General features: G+C 60.5%; 21 protein-coding genes. 9 read left to right on the top strand and 12 right to left on the bottom strand.

Annotated features, from left to right (window positions below; all coding sequences use genetic code 11):
• The first annotated feature begins 41 nt into the window (after window positions 1–41).
• The gene (locus SKA53_RS02175; RefSeq protein WP_007204403.1) at window positions 42–1,271 is read left to right on the top strand and encodes an acyl-CoA dehydrogenase family protein; all 1,230 of its coding nucleotides are present in this window, start codon (window positions 42–44) and stop codon (window positions 1,269–1,271) included.
• Here the strand turns inward: SKA53_RS02175 and SKA53_RS02170 are convergent.
• Complete coding sequence (locus SKA53_RS02170; RefSeq protein WP_007204402.1) at window positions 1,244–1,561, bottom strand: ArsR/SmtB family transcription factor; 318 nt, start codon at window positions 1,559–1,561, stop codon at window positions 1,244–1,246. The two genes, SKA53_RS02175 and SKA53_RS02170, sit on opposite strands and share 28 nt — an antisense overlap.
• 87 nt (window positions 1,562–1,648) lie before the next feature.
• On the opposite strand from SKA53_RS02170, the gene SKA53_RS02165 reads away from it, so the two are divergent.
• From SKA53_RS02165 to SKA53_RS02150, 4 genes are read left to right on the top strand one after another with little or no spacing between them, the layout of a single operon-like run.
• A complete protein-coding gene (locus SKA53_RS02165; RefSeq protein WP_007204400.1) occupies window positions 1,649–2,512 on the top strand; it encodes an MBL fold metallo-hydrolase in 864 nt (287 codons plus the stop codon).
• A 23-nt stretch (window positions 2,513–2,535) separates the two neighbouring features.
• Window positions 2,536–2,961 (top strand): YeeE/YedE family protein, encoded by a 426-nt coding sequence (locus SKA53_RS02160; protein WP_007204399.1) that lies wholly within the window; start codon window positions 2,536–2,538, stop codon window positions 2,959–2,961.
• Window positions 2,961–3,392 carry a DUF6691 family protein gene (locus SKA53_RS02155; protein ID WP_007204398.1) on the top strand — a complete coding sequence of 144 codons (432 nt, stop codon included), beginning with the start codon at window positions 2,961–2,963 and terminating at the stop codon, window positions 3,390–3,392. Before SKA53_RS02160 ends, SKA53_RS02155 begins: the two co-directional genes overlap by 1 nt.
• A 10-nt stretch (window positions 3,393–3,402) precedes the next feature.
• Window positions 3,403–3,828, top strand: coding sequence for a TIGR01244 family sulfur transferase (locus SKA53_RS02150; RefSeq protein ID WP_007204397.1), 426 nt, complete (start codon window positions 3,403–3,405; stop codon window positions 3,826–3,828).
• Window positions 3,829–3,975: 147 nt separating this feature from the next.
• Here SKA53_RS02150 and SKA53_RS02145 read toward each other — a convergent pair whose 3' ends face one another.
• From SKA53_RS02145 to SKA53_RS02125, 5 genes are all read right to left on the bottom strand, one after another.
• A complete protein-coding gene (locus SKA53_RS02145; protein ID WP_242601234.1) occupies window positions 3,976–4,944 on the bottom strand; it encodes a FliM/FliN family flagellar motor switch protein in 969 nt (322 codons plus the stop codon).
• 52 nt (window positions 4,945–4,996) lie between these two features.
• Window positions 4,997–7,684: an ATP-binding protein gene (locus tag SKA53_RS02140; RefSeq protein ID WP_007204395.1), complete on the bottom strand. Its 2,688-nt coding sequence runs from the start codon at window positions 7,682–7,684 to the stop codon at window positions 4,997–4,999.
• Window positions 7,684–7,953, bottom strand: a complete 270-nt coding sequence (locus tag SKA53_RS02135) for a hypothetical protein (RefSeq protein WP_007204394.1) — start codon at window positions 7,951–7,953, stop codon at window positions 7,684–7,686. The genes SKA53_RS02140 and SKA53_RS02135 overlap by 1 nt, the downstream gene beginning before the upstream one ends.
• Window positions 7,950–8,318, bottom strand: a complete 369-nt coding sequence (locus tag SKA53_RS02130) for a response regulator transcription factor (RefSeq protein ID WP_007204393.1) — start codon at window positions 8,316–8,318, stop codon at window positions 7,950–7,952. Before SKA53_RS02130 ends, SKA53_RS02135 begins: the two co-directional genes overlap by 4 nt.
• Window positions 8,319–8,397: 79 nt before the next feature.
• The gene (locus SKA53_RS02125) at window positions 8,398–9,768 is read right to left on the bottom strand and encodes a helix-turn-helix domain-containing protein (RefSeq protein ID WP_007204392.1); all 1,371 of its coding nucleotides are present in this window, start codon (window positions 9,766–9,768) and stop codon (window positions 8,398–8,400) included.
• A gap of 128 nt (window positions 9,769–9,896) precedes the next feature.
• On the opposite strand from SKA53_RS02125, the gene SKA53_RS02120 reads away from it, so the two are divergent.
• The 4 genes from SKA53_RS02120 (at window position 9,897) to aat (ending at window position 12,831) form a co-directional block, all read left to right on the top strand.
• Window positions 9,897–10,211: a hypothetical protein gene (locus SKA53_RS02120; protein WP_110549057.1), complete on the top strand. Its 315-nt coding sequence runs from the start codon at window positions 9,897–9,899 to the stop codon at window positions 10,209–10,211.
• 133 nt (window positions 10,212–10,344) lie between these two features.
• Window positions 10,345–10,830 (top strand): acetyl-CoA carboxylase biotin carboxyl carrier protein, encoded by a 486-nt coding sequence (accB, locus tag SKA53_RS02115; RefSeq protein WP_007204390.1) that lies wholly within the window; start codon window positions 10,345–10,347, stop codon window positions 10,828–10,830.
• An 8-nt stretch (window positions 10,831–10,838) separates the two neighbouring features.
• A complete protein-coding gene (gene accC, locus SKA53_RS02110) occupies window positions 10,839–12,185 on the top strand; it encodes an acetyl-CoA carboxylase biotin carboxylase subunit (protein ID WP_007204389.1) in 1,347 nt (448 codons plus the stop codon).
• A 1-nt stretch (window position 12,186) separates the two neighbouring features.
• Window positions 12,187–12,831 carry a leucyl/phenylalanyl-tRNA--protein transferase gene (aat, locus tag SKA53_RS02105; RefSeq protein WP_007204388.1) on the top strand — a complete coding sequence of 215 codons (645 nt, stop codon included), beginning with the start codon at window positions 12,187–12,189 and terminating at the stop codon, window positions 12,829–12,831.
• Here the strand turns inward: aat and SKA53_RS02100 are convergent.
• The 6 genes from SKA53_RS02100 to metZ all read right to left on the bottom strand — a co-directional run bounded on the left by SKA53_RS02100 (window position 12,759) and on the right by metZ (window position 18,300).
• Window positions 12,759–13,154 (bottom strand): DUF2155 domain-containing protein, encoded by a 396-nt coding sequence (locus SKA53_RS02100; protein WP_007204387.1) that lies wholly within the window; start codon window positions 13,152–13,154, stop codon window positions 12,759–12,761. The two genes, aat and SKA53_RS02100, sit on opposite strands and share 73 nt — an antisense overlap.
• Before the next feature lie 4 nt (window positions 13,155–13,158).
• Window positions 13,159–13,542: an NADH:ubiquinone oxidoreductase subunit NDUFA12 gene (locus SKA53_RS02095; protein ID WP_007204386.1), complete on the bottom strand. Its 384-nt coding sequence runs from the start codon at window positions 13,540–13,542 to the stop codon at window positions 13,159–13,161.
• A 137-nt stretch (window positions 13,543–13,679) separates the two neighbouring features.
• Window positions 13,680–14,945, bottom strand: coding sequence for an ATP-dependent Clp protease ATP-binding subunit ClpX (gene clpX / locus SKA53_RS02090; protein ID WP_007204385.1), 1,266 nt, complete (start codon window positions 14,943–14,945; stop codon window positions 13,680–13,682).
• A 136-nt stretch (window positions 14,946–15,081) separates the two neighbouring features.
• Window positions 15,082–15,702: an ATP-dependent Clp protease proteolytic subunit gene (locus SKA53_RS02085; RefSeq protein WP_040483070.1), complete on the bottom strand. Its 621-nt coding sequence runs from the start codon at window positions 15,700–15,702 to the stop codon at window positions 15,082–15,084.
• Between the two features lie 117 nt (window positions 15,703–15,819).
• Window positions 15,820–16,920 (bottom strand): GTP cyclohydrolase FolE2, encoded by a 1,101-nt coding sequence (folE2, locus tag SKA53_RS02080; RefSeq protein WP_040483069.1) that lies wholly within the window; start codon window positions 16,918–16,920, stop codon window positions 15,820–15,822.
• Between the two features lie 210 nt (window positions 16,921–17,130).
• Window positions 17,131–18,300 (bottom strand): O-succinylhomoserine sulfhydrylase, encoded by a 1,170-nt coding sequence (gene metZ, locus SKA53_RS02075; protein ID WP_007204382.1) that lies wholly within the window; start codon window positions 18,298–18,300, stop codon window positions 17,131–17,133.
• Between the last annotated feature and the right edge of the window lie 31 nt (window positions 18,301–18,331).

The raw sequence follows: 18,331 nt of genomic DNA, 5'->3' as shown, positions 1-18,331 counted from the left end.
CTGCCGCCAACGAATGCACCATGACGCAGGGGAGGATCACCATGGACCTTGGACAGACCGCACGGCTGAAACCCGTGCTTGCCGCCGTCAAGGCGATGATCGCAGATGAAATCGCACCGCTGGACGATGAATTTCTGTCGCAGGTCGATATTGGCGACCGCTGGCAATTCACCCCCCGTCAGGCCGAGATTCTCGAAGGGTTGAAAGCCAAGGCGCGCGAGCGCGGCCTTTGGAATTTCTGGGACACATTCCGCGATGGCCCCAGCCTGAACACCGTCGAATATGCCTATCTGGCCGAGGAGATGGGCAAAAGCCATCTGGCCGCCGAAGTGTTCAACTGCAATGCACCCGACACCGGCAATATGGAGGTTTTTGCGCGCTACGGCACGGATGCAATGAAAACCCGCTGGCTGAAACCCCTGATGGCAGGCGAAATCCGGTCAGCCTATCTGATGACCGAACCCGATGTGGCCAGCTCAGATGCCACCAACATCGCCATGAGCTGTGTGCGCGATGGCGATGATTATGTGCTGAACGGCCAGAAATGGTGGGCCACTGGTGCCGGTGATCCGCGGTGTGCCGTACATATAGTCATGGTGCGCACCAGCGATGACGCGCCCAAGCATCAACGCCATTCCATGATCGTGGTGCCTGCCGACACACCCGGCATCGTAAAATTGCGCGCGATGGAGGTTTACGGCCACGACGACGCGCCGCACGGCCATATGCATTTTCGCTATGACAATGTCCGCGTGCCTGCCGATCATCTGCTGCTGGGTGAAGGGCGCGGGTTTGAAATCGCCCAAGGCCGGCTTGGCCCCGGGCGCATCCACCATTGCATGCGCGCGATTGGACAGGCGGAAAAGGCGCTGGCACTGATGTGCGAACGCTCGGTCAGCCGGGCGGCTTTTGGCAAACCTCTGGCTGAACTGGGCGAAAATTACGATCTGATCGCCACTGCGCGGATGGAGATCGAACAGGCGCGGCTGTTATGTCTCAAGGCTGCGTGGATGATGGATCAGGGCGACAAACGCGCCGCAGCGCCGTGGATCAGCCAGATCAAGGTCGTGGCCCCTGCTGTCGCATTGAAGATCACCGATATGGCGGTGCAGATGTTCGGCGCAGCGGGCGTATCGCAAGACACACCACTGGCGCGGCAATGGACGCATCTGCGCACCCTGCGGTTGGCGGACGGCCCCGATGCGGTACATCGCAGACAGGTCGCCCGTGCCGAGCTTGCGCGCTATACTGCGGGGCAGAAAATCTCGTAAATTCGTTCCAAAAGCGGGCGCACGCGCGGATCCGCCAATTGATAACGGATGCTGCGCCCGTCACGCGTGCACGACACCAGACCTTCGTTGCGCAGGCGCAGCAACTGGCCCGACACATAAGATTGGCTGGCGCCAAGGGCGGTTTCCAGATCACCCACTGACATTTCACCCGGGACCAGCGCGCAAAGAATACGCAAGCGCCCCGGATTGGATAACGCCTTGAGCAGGTCAGCCGCTTCGGTCGCTGCGGCATCCATCGGGTCCAGTTGGAAATCGGTCGCTTGGCTCATGGGATTACTCTATCCGAACTTTTTATACATTTCAACATTGAAATGTTTTCAGAAACCCTTATTCTATAGCCATAAAGGAGAATCAACATGAAACCCGAAGTCAAAGCCTTCTTCGATGAAGCCACCAACACGATTTCCTACGTTGTGCGCGAACCACAGGGCAACACTTGCGCGATTGTTGACAGCGTTCTGGATTACGACCCCGCCGCAGGCCGCACCGATACGACATCGGCCGATGCGATTATTGCCTGGGTCAAGGATCAGGGGCTGAATGTTGCCTGGATCCTCGAAAGCCATGTCCACGCCGACCACCTGTCCGCCGCCCCCTATCTGCAAGAGCATTTGGGCGGCAAGATCGGGATCGGGTCCAACATCACCGTCGTGCAGAACACATTCGGCAAGATCTTTAACGAAGGGACCGCTTTTCAGCGCGACGGATCGCAGTTTGATGCGCTGTTCAATGAAGCAGACACATTCCACATCGGCCAGCTGCGCGCGGATGTGCTGCACACGCCCGGCCACACCCCCGCCTGCCTGACCTATGTGATCGGCGATGCGGCCTTTGTGGGTGATACGCTGTTCATGCCCGATTTCGGCACCGCACGCTGCGATTTCCCCGGCGGGTCGGCAGAGGATCTGTATAACTCGATCCAGAAAATCCTGGCCCTGCCCGACGACACGCGGATTTTCGTGGGTCACGATTACAAGGCCCCAGGCCGCGATGAATTCGCTTGGGAAACCACCGTGGGCGAACAAAAGGCGATGAATATCCATATCGGCGCGGGCAAACCGCTGGAAGATTTCGTGTCCATGCGCACCACGCGCGATGCCCAGCTGGGCATGCCCCGACTGATCCTGCCATCGCTGCAAACCAACATGCGCGCGGGCAACCTGCCCGAACCCGAAGACAACGGCGCGCGCTATTTCAAAGTACCGATCAACCAGCTTTGATCGTGAAAACATAAGGAAAGACAATGCAACAAGACTGGATCATGGGCCTGATCGGCGGTGGGTTGATCGGGATGGCGGGGGCTTTTTTCCTGCTGGTGAATGGGCGCGTCATGGGTGCGTCGGGCATTATCGGCGGGCTGGTCGATGGCAGCGGGCGCAGTGACTGGCAGGAACGCGCGGCGCTGATCGTGGGCCTGGTGATTGTGCCGGCCATCGCGGCGCTGGCGATCGGCGGGTCGGAAACGAACCTGACCAGCAACTGGATGGTCATTGTCGCGGCGGGTCTGCTGGTGGGAATCGGCACGCGGCTGGCTAATGGCTGTACCTCTGGCCACGGGGTCTGCGGGATTTCGCGGCTGTCGTTGCGGGGGATTGTGTCCACCGCGTTTTATATCGGTGCAGGCGGTCTGACGATGGTCCTGTTCAAACATGTGCTGGGGGTGATCTGATGCGCGCTGTTGTTTCTTTTCTGACGGGCGGCCTGTTCGGGCTGGGGCTGCTGATTTCGGGCATGACCGACACCACCAAGGTACAGGGCTGGCTGGATGTGTTCGGCGACTGGGACCCGACACTGGCCTTTGTGATGGGCGGCGCGATCATTCCGATGGCCATCGCATGGCGGTTCACCATCGGGCGTAAACCTGTGCTGGCAGCCGCTTTTCCCGCGCCACCCGAACCACGGATCGGGCGCAACCTGGTGATCGGGTCCACCCTGTTCGGCGCAGGCTGGGGTCTGGCAGGGCTATGCCCCGGCCCGGCACTCGCCTCGCTCAGCTATGGCGGGACAGGTGGTCTTGTCTTTCTGGCCGCAATGCTGGCAGGTATGATGCTGACACCGGGGCTGCGGGTCCGTTTCGACCGCGCCGTGCCAGCAACTTAAGAGGACGATCATGGATATCCGACACATCACCCCCGTTTACGCGGTTTCGCCCCAGATTGATGTGGCCGATATCGCCGCCATCGCCGCGGCCGGTTTCACCACGATCATCTGCAACCGGCCCGATGCCGAGGTGCCACCTTCGCATCAGGCAGACACCATCCGCGCCGCGGCCGAGGCGGCGGGGATCACCTTTGCCGTCAACCCCGTGACCCATCAGGGGCTGAACATGGGCATGGTTGACAGCCAGATGGCAGCGGCTGACGCGTCATCAGGTCCGGTGCTGGCCTATTGCGCGTCGGGCACACGGTCCTCGATCGTCTGGTCGCTGGGACAGGCAGGCAAGATGCCGACCGATGCGATCATTCAGGCCACGGCGCAGGCGGGCTATGACCTTGGCGGGATGCGCGGGCAGCTGGATATGCTGGCCAAGGGGTAAGGCCCCATCCGCCAGATTGCAAAAATCAGGGCGTGACGCAGGATGATCCGGCGTCACGCCCTGTTCCGTTCTAAATGCAAGAATGTTTCATTTAAGTTCAATGTGTTGCGTGATGATATTTGCCTGATGCAACAAGCGCAAACCGGTCTAAACCCCTTCCAAAATCTCGCCCTCTTCGGCTGTGTCAAAGGAAAATCCGACCTCTGGCAGTGACACCCCCGTGCTGACCAGATCAGCCATTTCCGGGCCCGGGGCCAGTTCGATCCGCACGGCGCGGTGTCCGGCAGATTGGCCCAGCTTGGCCTGCGCCACGCAGCGCCCATCGGGGGCGATCAGCCGCACCGAATTGACGGTGCAACCGGGCAGCGGCACCACCTGCCCCACCTGCAAAGCCTGCGCACGCCCCAGCGGCATCTTGAACTGGTGCAGCCGCGCGGTCAGCATCGCAGGCGCATCCTGCACCGCCGCGCTGAACGCGGTCTCCCAATCCATCACTGGCGCTTGCTCCTCTGGCACCATGGGTGCGGCCTGCACCGGCAGGACCAACATCACCTCGCCCTGCCGGTCGCCGGTGCCAAGTTCGACATTCATCCGCAGCACGCGGTAATCGCCATCCTCCAGCAGCAAACCGGCCAACCGGCTGTCGGCCAGCCTGCCACCAACGGTCACATCATCGACCCAGCCTTCATAGGCGGTGCCCATCACCGCAGGGGGCAAGGCGGACAGGAACGCCACCAGCAAAGGATCGCACAGTGCCTTATCCGCGCCGGTCGCAGGCCGGTCATCGGCGGGCTGATCCAACAGGCGGCCTGTCGTCTGCACCTCGACCATGGCGGCGCGCAATTGCATATCCACCGCAACAAAGCCCGCCAAAGCGCCCCGCCGATCCAGCCCGACCAGCATCAGCCCCGTCTCCAGCCCGCCCAGCAGATCATCCAGCTGCCCGACATCATCCGCCGTGCTGGCCACCCGCAGCACCAGCCCGCCCGCATCGCTGGCCGCCTTTACCAGCGCCAGCCGCACCGCGCGCGACGTGGTCAGCGGGCTGACGGGGGGCGTGTCAACGGCCTGCCCCGCCATCCGTCGCAGAATGAAGATATGTGAGCTGTCAGTCATGCGCCTGCCTTGGGTTTGACGTCAGACTAATCCAGCAGTGATTACTTTTCCGCTAAGACACAACCGGCGCGGACATCACGGGCAAGGTCACGCGGAACGCCGTGCCGGATGTGCCATGCAGATAGGTGATATCGCCTTGCAGCCGGTGCATGATCTCGCGGCAGATGGCAAGACCAAGGCCCGCACCGCCCGCCTTGGATTCATCGGCAAGACGGGAAAATTTCTCAAAAATCAGTTCCTGGTTCTGCGCGGCAATCCCGATACCATTATCCAGAAAATCGATCCGGTGCTGGCCCTTGGTCCGGCTGACGCGAATCGTCAGGGCGGGTTTTTTTGCATCGCAATATTTCGCGGCATTCGAGATCAGGTTGATGAACACCTGCACCAGCCGGTCCAGATCGGCGGTGATCTCGATATCCTCGGCCGCGCGGTCACGCAGGATAGTCAGGTTGCGTTCATGCAGACCCGCCGCCGCGATGGCGCGGTCCAGCAGCGCCGACAGCGGGCCCGTCTGCGGACGCAGCACGACCTGCCCGTTTTCCAGCACCGACAAATCCAGCAGATCATCCAGCAGCCGCGACAGCCGGATCGATTCGTCCAGAATGATCCCAGCATAGCGGTTGCGATCCTTGATGGCCAAATCATCATCGCGCAGAATTTCCGAAAACGACCGGATCGAGGTCATTGGCGTGCGCAATTCGTGGCTGATCTGGCTGAGAAACGCGTCTTTCTGGATCGACAGCGCCGTCAGCTTGGCATTGGCATCGCGCAGGGCGCGCGCCGTCGCCTCTTGTTCGGCGGATTTCGCCTCGAGCCGGTTGGAATATTCAAGGATCTGTGCCGCCTCGTCCGCCACGGCGATCAGATCCTCGACCGACACGCCGCTGCCCCCTGTCAACTGGCCGATCATGGCATGGGCGGTTGCGGCCCCCACAGACCCGCCCAATTCGCGTTCCAGCCGCGCGACAAAATCGGGTGTGGCCTTGGGCATTTGGCCCGGGATGCCCTGGCTTGCGGCTTCGCGCGCGAACATCCGCTGCGCCTCGGTCTGACCAATGATGCGCTGCGACATCAGCAGCAGGTCTTCTGCATCGGCAACCAGGCGCGACCATGTGCGCGCGCCGGTACCATGTTCAAAAACGTTGACAAATTGCGCGCCTTGCAGCCTTTCCAGTGGCGATGGAAACGTGATCAGCGACACCGCGACAAAGATCGCGCTGTTCAGCAGCATCGACCACAATATGCCATGCACCAAGGGGTCTATTCCACCGATCCCGAACAGGGCCTCAGGACGCAACCAGCCGATCCCGAACGGGCCATCGGCGAACACTGCCACCGGGATCACGGCACCGGGGCCAAAGCTGGGCAGGAACATTGTCCAAAGCCAGACCACCAGCCCCGTCAGCAATCCGGCTGCCGCCGCAGGCCGCGTCGCACCCCGCCAGAAAATGCCGCCGATCAACGCGGGCAGCACCTGCACCGATCCAACGAAAGAGATCAGCCCGATCGCGGCCAGCGCCGTACCGCCCCCCGACAACCGGTAATAGATAAACCCCAGCGCCAGCACCCCCGCGATCGACAGCCGCCGCGCCAGCAGCGTCAGCTGGCGCACGTCGCCCGACATCGCACCGCGCTGATCGCCCTGCAAAGAGAACCAAAAAGGCACGACGATATGGTTCGACACCATCGTCGCCAGCGCGATCGTCGCCACGATCACCATGGATGTCGCAGATGAAAACCCACCCAAAAAAGACAGCATTGCCAGACCATTAGCGCCCTGACTTAAAGGAATGGTCAAAACGAACAAGTCGGGGTTGCTGCCTGCAGGCATCAGATCCAGCCCCACGACCGCGATGGGTACGACGAACAGGCTCATCGCCAGCAGATAGGCCGGAAAGGCCCAGCTGGCAAAGCGCATTTGGGCCTCGTCATCGTTTTCCACGACCATGACCTGGAACATCCGTGGCAAGCAGATGAACGCCGCCGCCGACACAAAGATCAGCCCGAACCAGCGGTTCGTGTCCTGATCCCACAGATCAAGATCAGACGCATCGATCCGCGCCATCATCTGCACAGGCCCGCCGCCCAGCCCCCAGACCACGAAAACACCGACAGCAATCAAGGCGAACAGCTTGACCACCGCCTCGACCGCGATGGCTGTAACAATGCCGGGATGGCGTTCGTTGGCATCCAGATTACGGGTGCCGAACAGGATGGTAAAAACCGCTAGCCCCGCAGCGAACCACATCGCGGCACGCACGAAATCGCCATCGCTCCAGGCTGCTCCTTCGCTTTGTGCGAACACCGCCAGCGACAACGTGACAGACTGGATCTGCAGCGCGATATAGGGTGTGGCTGCGACAACCGCGATCACGGTGACAATCGCTCCCAACCAGCGCGATTTGCCAAAGCGCGACGAAATCAAATCAGCGATCGAGGTGATCCGCTGCGCCCGCCCGATCCGCACCAACCGCCGCAAGATCCACCACCAGCCTACCATCACCAGCGACGGCCCCAGGTAAATCGTCACGAATTCCAGCCCCGACCGCGCGGCATAGCCGACGGCCCCATAGAACGTCCAGGCCGTACAATAGATGCTCAACGACAGCGTATATATGACCGGCGAGCGTAGCCAATTCGCCTCGCCCACCGCTGCGCGCCGTTCGGCCAGGAACGCGACCAAGAACAATACTGCCACATAGCTGAGCGCGACAAGGATCAGGATATTGAAGGAAACCATTACCGCCGCATGTCGTCGGATGCTTCGTCGGTATCGGGCAACAGCCGCGACAGCAGGGCCGCAAGCCCGATCAGGACCAGCCAGATCACGAAGATATAGGTGAGCATGCTGGATTTCGATGGTGCCTCTGGGCCATCGGTCGCCCAGAGCAACGGAATGAACCACAAAACCGCCCCCAACAATGGCAGGAATTGCGCAGCATCACCCAGCCGGCGTTGCCGGTAACTGGCGCGTTCCAGAAACACCGGCGGTTTGGCGGGCGGTTTCATGGGTCCATCATGGCGCGGACATAATCGCGCACATCGCTGTTGGAAAAGGGTTTGGTCATGAAATGGTTCGCCCCCAGCCGCAGCGCAAGGTCGCGGTCCTTGTCCTGGCCGCGCGCGGTCAGCATCATGACGGGGATATCCTTGGTCACATCGGTGCTGCGCAATTCGCGTAAAATCTCGAACCCGCTGCGCCCGGGCAGCATCACGTCAAGGATGATCATATCCGGCGGCAGGGCCAACACCTTGGCCATCGCAGTCTGGCCGTCCTGATGGGTATGCACGGTCCAGCCGTCGCGCGACAGGATGAACCCGATCGCCTCTATGATATTCGGTTCATCCTCGATCAGAAGGACGCGTTTGCCCATCTCATCGCCTCCCCTTCATTCGCCGCGCTGACGCGCGGGCTCCTCTTGATGGGGACTATCTCCCTTTCGAGGCGGGCTGTCAAAGCGCAGTTACCGTCCCGATGATCGCAGGTTCGCGGCGGCTGGGGCAATCTGCGCGCGGACAGATGCGGCAGGCAATGCCGACAGGGACCGGGGCCGCGCTGCCTTGGGCCATATCGGGCATCACCAGCATCGTGCTGCGCAACACGGGTGGCAGATCGAAATGATGCACCGCCAGCGGCGTCGCAATGGCATAGCACAGCAGATGTGACGCTGTCGCTCCTGGCAGGATAGCTTCGGCGCGCAATGGCTGGCTTGGGCGGCTCAGCGCCCCAAACAGCGGCCAGAGCGGGCATGCCCCGCCTGCCGTAGGCATTGCAAAGCCCGGCACCCGCTTGAGATAAAGCAAAGCCCCCGCAGCATCGCAAACGGCCAGCCCGATCGGCGGATGGCCCGCGTCAGGTGGCAGGCACGGCAACCGCCGCAGGATCGTGGCGAAATCCGTACCACATCGCGTGGCCAGCAGAGCAGGGTCATAATTGCAAGCCTGCGCTGCCTGCGCGAAAGCGGCCATCGGCAAGGCGCGCGCATCCGCAGCATATTGCCGGCAGATCCCGCCCAACAGGGCCGCCGCCGCCCCAGTCAGCCCAGAAAGTCTGACAACCTCGTCTGGCGTGGCCGTTTCCGCCTCGATCATCGGCAGGTGATAGCCGTTCTTGGCAAGAAAAGTATCAACCTGCCCCATCGGCGTGTCAGGCGATTGTTCGGCATCGGCAGGTGCCTCCAGATAGGCGACCAATGCTTCGCTGCTTTTACCCAGACGCAGGCTGTCGGTATGAATATTTTCGTGAAAACGGCGCTGCCAGTCGGCGTCGATCTGTTCCTGACTGACAAGAATCGCCGCTGTTGACCGGATCGCGGTCACCGCCGAAATCACGTCATGCAAGGCGGTCGCCAGAAACGGATCATGCGCCATGCGGTCGGTCAAGGCGCCGATGCGTTCATCCAGCACCGCCAAACGGCGCGCCTGCAGCGCGATCAGCCCGGCCCAGCCCGGAAAGCGCGCGGCCAGTTCTTCGGCGCGCGCGATCTCGGCCATGTCACCAGCAAGCGTCGCGGCGCTGTGCAACTGGTCCAGCAGGTCGCGGTCAGCGCCACCCGCAAGATGGGACGGATCGACCCCCAGCGCGCGCGCCAGATCGGTCAGCAGCTTGCCGCCAATCCGGCGTCGGTTATGTTCGATCAGGTTCAGATAAGACGGCGATATGCCCACGGCAGACGCCAAACTGGCCTGCCGCAGCCCGATATCCATCCGTTTTTCCCGGATCCGTGTGCCGGTCATGCGTTCTATCGTCATCTGGTCCTGTCCGGCTGTGGCCGCGCCAATCTGGAACGTCAGGATTTCTTTTACAAGATTTACTACGCGCAACCGATGCTATGACAACCCTGCCTGCGCAATTGGTTCAAATCCAAGATATTCGGCTTTGGCCCGTTAACGCCTTGGTAAGTTTCAAGGCGGATTCTATGGGCACAGTATCCCATTGATGGATGAACGCCATGGACCCGTCTTTACACCTGACGCCGACAGCACCCGCTGCAATGCCCTATACCGCGCAACAGCGGCAGTTGCCTGATACCTTGGTCGCACCGGTCAGATCGGCGCAGGGTTCAGCCACGCTGCCACCAGAACGCCCCTTCGTGGCACAGGCGGTCGCCGCACGGCTTGACAGCAGCTTTGCCGAAGACCCTGCCGAAATCCTGCCAGATGACCGAATCCTGCGCCCCTACGGCGTGCCGATGTTGCCCGCAGACAAGCCAGATGACGACATCATGGCGCAACCCGCCACGCAAGACCGCCCGCAGAAATTGTAAGTCGTTGACGCAAGGTTGCGCATTTTGCGCCTCTGCCGCTTCCCACCATGGCCCGCTTACCCTATAAGCAGGCAGGATGTGAAAAGCCCGCAACAAGCGGGCGTTGAACCATGGGCAACGGGCCGAGGAACAAATGAGCAATAAAACCTCCCACGATAGCGATGTCAGCTTTATCCAGGCGCTGGCAGAATTGCTGCGCCAGAACGACCTGACGGAATTGCAGGTCAAGCGGGACTACGGCGAAAATGACAGCCTGAACGTGCGCGTCAGCCGTCACACGCAAACAATGGTTCAGGCCAGCGCGCCCGCTGCTACAGCGATGACCGCCGCACCTGCCGCCGCTGCGGCCCCCGCCGCCAGCACCAATGTCGACCCCGCCAACCATCCAGGTGCCGTGACATCGCCGATGGTCGGCACCGTCTACATGGCACCCGAACCAACCGCCGCGCCCTTCGTGGCCATCGGGCAGACAGTGCGCGAAGGCGACACGATTCTGATCATCGAAGCGATGAAAACGATGAACCATATCCCCGCTCCGCGCGCTGGCACGGTCCGGCGCATTCTGGTCGAAGATGGCGGCGCGGTCGAATATGGCGCACCTCTTGTCATCATCGAATAGAGGCTGCGATGTTTGAAAAAATCCTGATTGCGAACCGCGGCGAAATCGCCCTGCGGGTCGTGCGCGCCTGCCGCGAAATGGGCGTGAAATCCGTTGCCGTCCATTCCACCGCTGACAGCGACGCGATGCATGTGCGCATGGCCGACGAGGCGATTTGCATCGGCCCCCCGTCATCGGCGCAAAGCTATCTGTCGTTTCCTGCGATCATCTCGGCCTGTGAAATCACCGGCGCACAGGCGATCCATCCGGGCTATGGCTTTTTGTCGGAAAACGCGGCCTTTGTGCAAGCGGTCGAAGACCATGGTCTGACCTTTATCGGCCCCACAGCCGAACATATCCGCATTATGGGCGACAAGATTACCGCCAAAGACACGATGAAGGCACTTGGCGTCCCCTGCGTGCCCGGATCTGACGGCGGCGTGCCGACCCTGAAAGACGCGCAGCGCGTGGGCGAGGAAGTCGGCTATCCCGTGATCATCAAGGCCACAGCCGGTGGCGGTGGGCGCGGCATGAAGGTGGCCCTGACCGCCGCTGATATGGAAAAAGCATTTCATGGCGCACGTGCCGAAGCCAAGGCCGCCTTTGGCAATGACGAAGTCTATATCGAAAAATACCTGACCACGCCGCGCCACATCGAAATTCAGGTCTTCGGCGATGGCAAGGGCAATGCTGTCCATCTGGGCGAGCGTGATTGTTCGCTGCAACGGCGCCACCAAAAGGTATTCGAAGAAGCCCCCGGTCCGGTCATCACGCCCGAACTGCGCGCGCGTATCGGCAAGGTCTGCGCCGATGCCGTGGCCGCGATCAATTATATCGGCGCAGGCACGATCGAATTCCTGTTCGAAAACGATGAATTCTATTTTATCGAGATGAACACGCGCCTGCAGGTCGAACATCCGGTGACCGAGGCGATCTTTGGCGTCGATCTGGTGCGCGAACAGCTGCGCGTGGCCTCTGGCCTGCCGATGTCGTTTACGCAGGACGATCTGCGCATCAACGGCCATGCCATCGAGGTGCGGATCAACGCCGAAAAGCTGCCCAATTTCACGCCCTGCCCCGGCACGATCACGCAATATCACGCGCCCGGCGGCTTGGGCGTGCGGATGGATTCGGCACTCTATGATGGCTACCGGATCCCGCCCTATTACGACAGCCTGATTGGCAAGCTGATCGTGCATGGCCGCGACCGGCCAGAGGCGCTGGCCCGTCTGGGGCGCGCCTTGGGTGAATTGATCGTCGATGGTGTGGACACGACCATCCCATTGTTCCATGCGCTGCTGGCCGAACCTGCGGTGCAGTCGGGGGATTACAACATCCACTGGCTGGAACATTGGCTGGAAACACACCTGTCCTGACGTGCAAAACGCGGATCTTCCCCTGACGCCTGCGCTTGTCCTGCAAGCCTATCGTCTGGGGGTGTTCCCAATGTCCGAAAGCCGCGACGACCCAGACGTTTTCTGGGTCGATCCGCGCCGGCGGGGTATCTTCCCGCTGGACCGGTTTCACATCAGTCACAGTTTGACGCGCACCATCCGGCGGGGCGGGTTTCGGGTCAGTTTCGACACGGCCTTTGCCGATGTCGTCGATGGCTGCGCTGACCGGGCAGAAACCTGGATCAACCCCAGTATCCGCAACCTGTCGATCACACTGCACGACCAGGGCCATGCCCATGCCGTTGAGGTCTGGCAAGATGCACAGCTGGTCGGCGGCGTCTATGGCATCCGCATCGGGGCTGCGTTTTTCGGGGAAAGCATGTTCAGCCGCGCCACTGATGCGTCAAAGGTCGCGCTGGCCTATCTGCTGCACAACCTGCGCAGTGGCGGCTTTACCCTGTTTGACACGCAATTCCTGACGCCGCATCTGGCCAGCCTTGGTGCTGTGGAAATCACCCGCGCGCAATATCACAGGATGCTGGCGGCGGCGGTCGGTCAATCCGCGCGATTCACGGGCGCGGTGCCAGCGCCCAGCGACGTGATACAGCGCAGAACCCAGACATCATAACGCGGATGGTCCAGCGCGTTCAGCGCCGGTGATGACGCCAGCATCCAGCCCGCAAAGATCGGCGCCACCTCAGCGCGGTAATGGATCACCAGCGCGGCATAGCCTTCGCTTGCAACATTTTCGGCCGGATACCGGCAGTCACCAAGCGTGACCGACAAAGCGCCGACATTGTCGGTCTGCCCGTTGGACACCTCCAGATCGGTGACAGCGCCGGTCAGCTTGTCCAGAATGCGGATGTCAGCGCCGATGCCTGACAGCATCTCTTGCGCGGGCGCGGGGGCGGCCAGCAGCAGGCAGGCCAATATGGCTGACAGCCGCTTCATCGCCCTATTCGGGGGTCCAGGCGTCGTAATCCTTGCGCGTGGCGGGGGCCACATGACGGATAGATCCTGCAGGCGCATAGGCCGCCATCGTGCCGGTCAGGTTTGGCTGATGCGGCTTTTCCCAAGACTTGCGCGGCAAAGGTGCCTCGGTCGGGGGTTCATCCCATGTGTGATGCAGCCAGCCATGCCATTCAGGGCTGACCCGCGACCCTTCGATTTCGCCGTTGTAGATCACCCAGCGGCGGCTGTCGTCGGCGTTGTGATAATAGATATTGCCCTGCGCATCTTGCCCCACGCGCACACCCTTGCGCGATGTCCATAGCTGGGTGCCATAGGTCTGACCATCCCACCAGGTAAAGATACGTTTGATTGACTGACCAAGGCCCATGATGCGTCTCCGGTAAACTGCGGCTTTCATGCCCTATCGTGCGCCAAAGGTCCAGCAGGCGCACCCCGTCCCATCTTGTTTAAAAAGATATATCCTGCCGGCGGCTCCCACGGATCGGGGCCACCGGCAGTGGCGTTTTAACCCGCAGTCGCGGGTTCTTTTTTCTTCACATCGTCGTGGATCATTAAAGGCTGCACGTCGGATGTCACCGCCTCTTCGTTCACGACAACCTCGGTCACGGTGTCCATGCCGGGCAGGTCGAACATCGTGTCGAGCAGGATGCCTTCCATGATCGAGCGTAACCCACGCGCGCCGGTCTTACGCTTGATCGCGCGCTTGGCGATCGCGGTCAGCGCGTCATCAGTAAAGGTCAGCTTGGTGTTTTCCAGCTCGAACAGGCGCTGATATTGCTTGACCAAGGCGTTCTTGGGCTTGGTCAGAATGGTGATCAGCGCGTCTTCGTCCAGATCGGTCAGCGTGGCGATCACCGGCAGACGACCAACGAATTCGGGGATCAGGCCGAATTTCAGCAAATCCTCTGGTTCGAGATCCTGAAACACTTCGCCGATACCACGTTCGTCCACGTCTTTGACGTCCGCGCCAAAGCCCATGCCGGACCCTTTGCTGCGGCGCGCAATGATTTTGTCCAGACCGGCAAAAGCCCCGCCACAGATGAACAAGATATTGGTCGTGTCCACCTGCAGGAATTCCTGCTGCGGATGCTTGCGCCCGCCCTGCGGCGGCACGGATGCGACAGTGCCTTCCATGATCTTCAAAAGGGCCTGCTGCACGCCTTCGCCCGACACATCGCGGGTGATGCTGGGGTTGTCGGATTTGCGGGTAATCTTGTCGACCTCGTCGATATAGACGATCCCGCGCTGCGCACGTTCGACGTTATATTCAGAAGCCTGCAACAATTTCAGGATGATGTTTTCGACGTCTTCACCGACATAACCGGCCTCGGTCAGGGTGGTGGCATCGGCCATCGTGAAAGGCACGTCCAGAATCCGCGCCAGCGTTTGTGCCAAGAGCGTTTTGCCACAGCCGGTCGGCCCGATCAGCATGATATTAGATTTCGCCAGTTCGATATCGGATTTATCGGCGTGGTTCAGGCGCTTGTAGTGGTTATGCACGGCCACGGAAAGCACACGCTTGGCATGGACCTGCCCGATCACATAATCGTCAAGAACAGCGCAGATGTCCGAGGGTGTCGGCACGCCTTCACCGGATTTCAGGCCAGATGCCTTGGTTTCCTCGCGGATGATATCCATGCAGAGTTCGACACATTCATCGCAGATGAACACAGTCGGACCGGCGATCAGCTTGCGTACCTCATGCTGGCTTTTGCCGCAAAAGCTGCAGTAAAGCGTGTTCTTGCTGTCATTTCCGGTCGTCGTCGCCATATCAACCCTCTTGGCCTGTGGCCCGTAAAACATGAACGGGCTGCCCTGTGTCGACACTAGGACAGCCCGCCAAGGTCTACAATGTCAAAATGACCAGTTTCAGGGTCACTTTTTCACTGTGGTGAATGACATCAGATCACTCGGATGATTTTTCGCGGTTGACCACGATCTCGTCGATCAGGCCCCACTCTTTGGCTTCTTCGGGTGACATGAAATTGTCGCGCTCAAGGGCGGTTTCGACCTTTTTCAGCGGCTGGCCAGTGTGCTTGACATAGATTTCATTCAACCGTGTCTTGAGCTTCTGGGTCTCGGCGGCATGGATCATGATATCCGTCGCCTGCCCCTGATAGCCACCCGATGGCTGATGCACCATGACGCGGCTGTTGGGCAGCGAAAAGCGCATGCCGGGATGGCCCGCAGTCAACAACAGCGACCCCATGGACGCGGCCTGCCCGATCACCAGCGTGCTGACCTTGGGTTTGATATATTGCATCGTGTCATAGATCGACAGGCCGGATGTCACCACGCCACCGGGGCTGTTGATATACATGCTGATTTCTTTTTTCGGGTTTTCCGATTCCAGATGCAGCAATTGGGCGACGACCAGCTGGCTCATCCCGTCGTGGACAGGGCCGTTCAGAAAGATGATCCGTTCCTTGAGCAGGCGCGAAAAGATGTCATAGGCACGCTCGCCACGCGCGGTCTGTTCCACGACCATGGGAACAAGGTTCATATAGGTTTGTACGGGGTCTTGCATGTTCATGCCTCTCTGCTGGACGGATGTCCGACTTCATCAATTCGCCCGACACTATGCGCGGGCGCGGGGGGCTTCAAGGGCTGGTTGTAAGGAGGGTCAAGACCCACCCTACGCGCGTTAACCAACGTGGAAAAGCGAGGCAAACAATCGCGGGTCAAGGCTTTCGGTCGCAAAGGTCGCCCCCTCGGTCAGGACCGACACGGCGTCATGGCTGTGCAGGCTTTCCTGATGGCTGGCGATCACGCGGAAATCGGACACGCGCGGTTCCAGCTGCAATTGTTCGGTGAACAGACGCGCCGCGTCTTCGACAAAGATCGGGTTGGCGGCGTTCAGCTCGGCAAAGGCTTGCTCATCCTCGCGCTTGACCATCACCTGGGTTTCGGTCGGCACGGCGGCACGGGCGCGTTCGATCAGGTCCTCGAACCACAGGATCGGCCCGTCTTCGACCAGCACCGAAATCCGCGCGACGGACCGTTGCGAATGTGGTGTCGCCAATTGCCCGCGGAACTGGCGGGCATGTTCGGACAATTCCAGCGAACAGGGGCAGGTGGATGAATAGACATAATCCAGATGCACGATCTTTTTGCGCACACCCGCACTTTCGACCAGTTCCAGCGCGATATCATAATATTGATAGCCTTGCAGCCCCGAGCGCAGGCTTTGCACCTTCATCGGAAAGCTGAACCGCATCTGGATGCGTGCATCGAAACTGTCGAGGTCGGATTTATAAGCATCCAGCGCGCGCTCGATCACTTCAAAGCTGAATGTTTCCTCGGCATGTTTATAAAATGTCCGCATGATGCGGGACATGTTGATGCCCTTCTTTTCCGCCTCTAGCGACACGGTGCCGGTCACCGAAGTTTCCAGCGTCAGATCGCCATTGTCGCGGGTGCGGAACCTTATGGGCAGGCGAAAGTTGGAAATGCCGACATGCTGGATTTGCTGCTTGGCACCGCGGATCAAGCTTGACGGCCCGTTCTGCAGATCGGGCATCGACGCCTTATAGGCCTCGTCCACCGCGAAATCCTCGGGGTAGGCGCGGGCAAGTGCGGGGTAGTTCGACACTTCCTGTCCGGGGATCAGACGCGACACCAAAGGGTCAAGCGTCGCCACTTCTTCGGGGCTGACATCACCCGCCCAGCGCCGCAAAAGCGCCAACGCTGCCTCGGCATCGGACCTTGTGGGCTGGCGATCCATGTCGCGTGCGTGGATATTCATATCGAAACCCTCTTGTGGTGCATCCGCCTTGCGAAGATGGCGCAGCTGCGGCGCATGTCCAGACATGATGCGGCAGAATTGTAACAAATCGGCACGAAGGTCAGACATCCCCACATCACCTTTGCCGCAAAAAGCCACACCCATCCAGGCCGTGGGTCGCACCGCAAGCCTGCCGGAAATGCCCGCAATACGCCAGCCTTGTTCGCGGTATTACCCGATTGCCGCGCGCAGATCGGCCAACAGATCATCGGGATCTTCCAGACCGATGCTGCAACGGATCAACCCAGGGGTGATCCCCAGCTCCAGCTTGGTGGCAGCATCAAGCCGCTGATGCGTTGTCGTCGCAGGATGGGTGACGATTGATTTTGCATCGCCCAGATTATTGGAAATCGTGAATATTTCCAATCGGTTGAGCAGCGCAAATGCCGCATCCTTGCTGCCTACGTCAATCGCCATCACGGTGCCGCCCGCCCCCATCTGCGCCATTGTCAGCGCATGTTGCGGATGATCAGCCAGACCCGGATAGATCACCCGCAGCGTGCCATCAGCCGCCAGTGCCTGCGCGATATGCTGCGCGCTGGCCGCCTGCGCGCGCACGCGCAATTCCATGGTTTCCAGCCCCTTGAGCATCAGCCAGGCCGTGAACGGCGACATCGACCCGCCGGTATGTTTCATAAAAGGTTCAACCGTGCCGCGGATGAAATCGCGCGTCCCAAGGATCACCCCACCCAAGGCCCGCCCCTGCCCGTCGATATGTTTGGTCGCGGAATAGATGATCACATCCGCGCCCAAAGCCACCGCATCCGAAAATACCGGCGTCGAAAATACATTATCCACGATCACCGTCGCGCCATGGGCATGCGCCAGATCGGCAACCGCCTTGATATCGACAACTTCCAGCGTAGGGTTCGAGATGCTTTCGAAAAACACCACCTTGGTGTCGGGCCGGATCGCGGCCTGCCATGCAGCCAGATCAGTGCCGTCAACGAATGTTACCTGAACCCCGAAACGGGTCAGCACCTCTTGCAAGATATACAGGCACGATCCGAACAGCGCGCGCGCCGAGACAACGTGATCACCGGCCTTGAGCATCGCGGCAAGCGCTCCATGCACGGCCGCCATGCCAGACGCAGTGGCAAAGCCGTCCTCGGTGCCTTCCAATGCGGCGATTCGGTCTTCGAACATGGCCACGGTCGGGTTGCCATAGCGGGCATAGATGAATTCATCCGCACCCGCCTTGATGAACCGCGCCTCGGCGGCTTCGGCGCTGTCATAGACAAAGCCTTGCGTCATGAAGATTGCTTCGCTGACCTCGCCATACTGGCTGCGCCGGATGCCGTGATGCACCGCCTTGGTGCGTTTGTTCCAGTCACTCATCATCTGCCCTCGCGCCCGTGGCGCATCAAAAAAC

Source organism: Yoonia vestfoldensis SKA53, assembly GCF_000152785.1.
Lineage (GTDB): Bacteria > Pseudomonadota > Alphaproteobacteria > Rhodobacterales > Rhodobacteraceae > Yoonia > Yoonia vestfoldensis_A.
Note: the sequence above shows the minus strand (reverse complement) of the source record. Positions and strands in the feature narration are given on the sequence as shown.

What these genes read in the sequence shown, in the direction of transcription:
- SKA53_RS02145 (WP_242601234.1), bottom strand. Translation starts at nt 4,944, where the DNA reads ATGACTGACAGCTCACATATCTTCATTCTGCGACGGATGGCGGGGCAG.
- SKA53_RS02140 (WP_007204395.1), bottom strand. Translation starts at nt 7,684, where the DNA reads ATGGTTTCCTTCAATATCCTGATCCTTGTCGCGCTCAGCTATGTGGCA.
- SKA53_RS02170 (WP_007204402.1), bottom strand. Translation starts at nt 1,561, where the DNA reads ATGAGCCAAGCGACCGATTTCCAACTGGACCCGATGGATGCCGCAGCG.
- accC (WP_007204389.1), top strand. Translation starts at nt 10,839, where the DNA reads ATGTTTGAAAAAATCCTGATTGCGAACCGCGGCGAAATCGCCCTGCGG.
- SKA53_RS02100 (WP_007204387.1), bottom strand. Translation starts at nt 13,154, where the DNA reads ATGAAGCGGCTGTCAGCCATATTGGCCTGCCTGCTGCTGGCCGCCCCC.
- clpX (WP_007204385.1), bottom strand. Translation starts at nt 14,945, where the DNA reads ATGGCGACGACGACCGGAAATGACAGCAAGAACACGCTTTACTGCAGC.
- SKA53_RS02095 (WP_007204386.1), bottom strand. Translation starts at nt 13,542, where the DNA reads ATGGGCCTTGGTCAGTCAATCAAACGTATCTTTACCTGGTGGGATGGT.
- accB (WP_007204390.1), top strand. Translation starts at nt 10,345, where the DNA reads ATGAGCAATAAAACCTCCCACGATAGCGATGTCAGCTTTATCCAGGCG.
- SKA53_RS02135 (WP_007204394.1), bottom strand. Translation starts at nt 7,953, where the DNA reads ATGAAACCGCCCGCCAAACCGCCGGTGTTTCTGGAACGCGCCAGTTAC.
- SKA53_RS02160 (WP_007204399.1), top strand. Translation starts at nt 2,536, where the DNA reads ATGCAACAAGACTGGATCATGGGCCTGATCGGCGGTGGGTTGATCGGG.
- SKA53_RS02120 (WP_110549057.1), top strand. Translation starts at nt 9,897, where the DNA reads ATGGACCCGTCTTTACACCTGACGCCGACAGCACCCGCTGCAATGCCC.
- metZ (WP_007204382.1), bottom strand. Translation starts at nt 18,300, where the DNA reads ATGATGAGTGACTGGAACAAACGCACCAAGGCGGTGCATCACGGCATC.
- SKA53_RS02130 (WP_007204393.1), bottom strand. Translation starts at nt 8,318, where the DNA reads ATGGGCAAACGCGTCCTTCTGATCGAGGATGAACCGAATATCATAGAG.
- SKA53_RS02175 (WP_007204403.1), top strand. Translation starts at nt 42, where the DNA reads ATGGACCTTGGACAGACCGCACGGCTGAAACCCGTGCTTGCCGCCGTC.
- SKA53_RS02150 (WP_007204397.1), top strand. Translation starts at nt 3,403, where the DNA reads ATGGATATCCGACACATCACCCCCGTTTACGCGGTTTCGCCCCAGATT.
- folE2 (WP_040483069.1), bottom strand. Translation starts at nt 16,920, where the DNA reads ATGAATATCCACGCACGCGACATGGATCGCCAGCCCACAAGGTCCGAT.
- SKA53_RS02155 (WP_007204398.1), top strand. Translation starts at nt 2,961, where the DNA reads ATGCGCGCTGTTGTTTCTTTTCTGACGGGCGGCCTGTTCGGGCTGGGG.
- SKA53_RS02165 (WP_007204400.1), top strand. Translation starts at nt 1,649, where the DNA reads ATGAAACCCGAAGTCAAAGCCTTCTTCGATGAAGCCACCAACACGATT.
- SKA53_RS02085 (WP_040483070.1), bottom strand. Translation starts at nt 15,702, where the DNA reads ATGCAAGACCCCGTACAAACCTATATGAACCTTGTTCCCATGGTCGTG.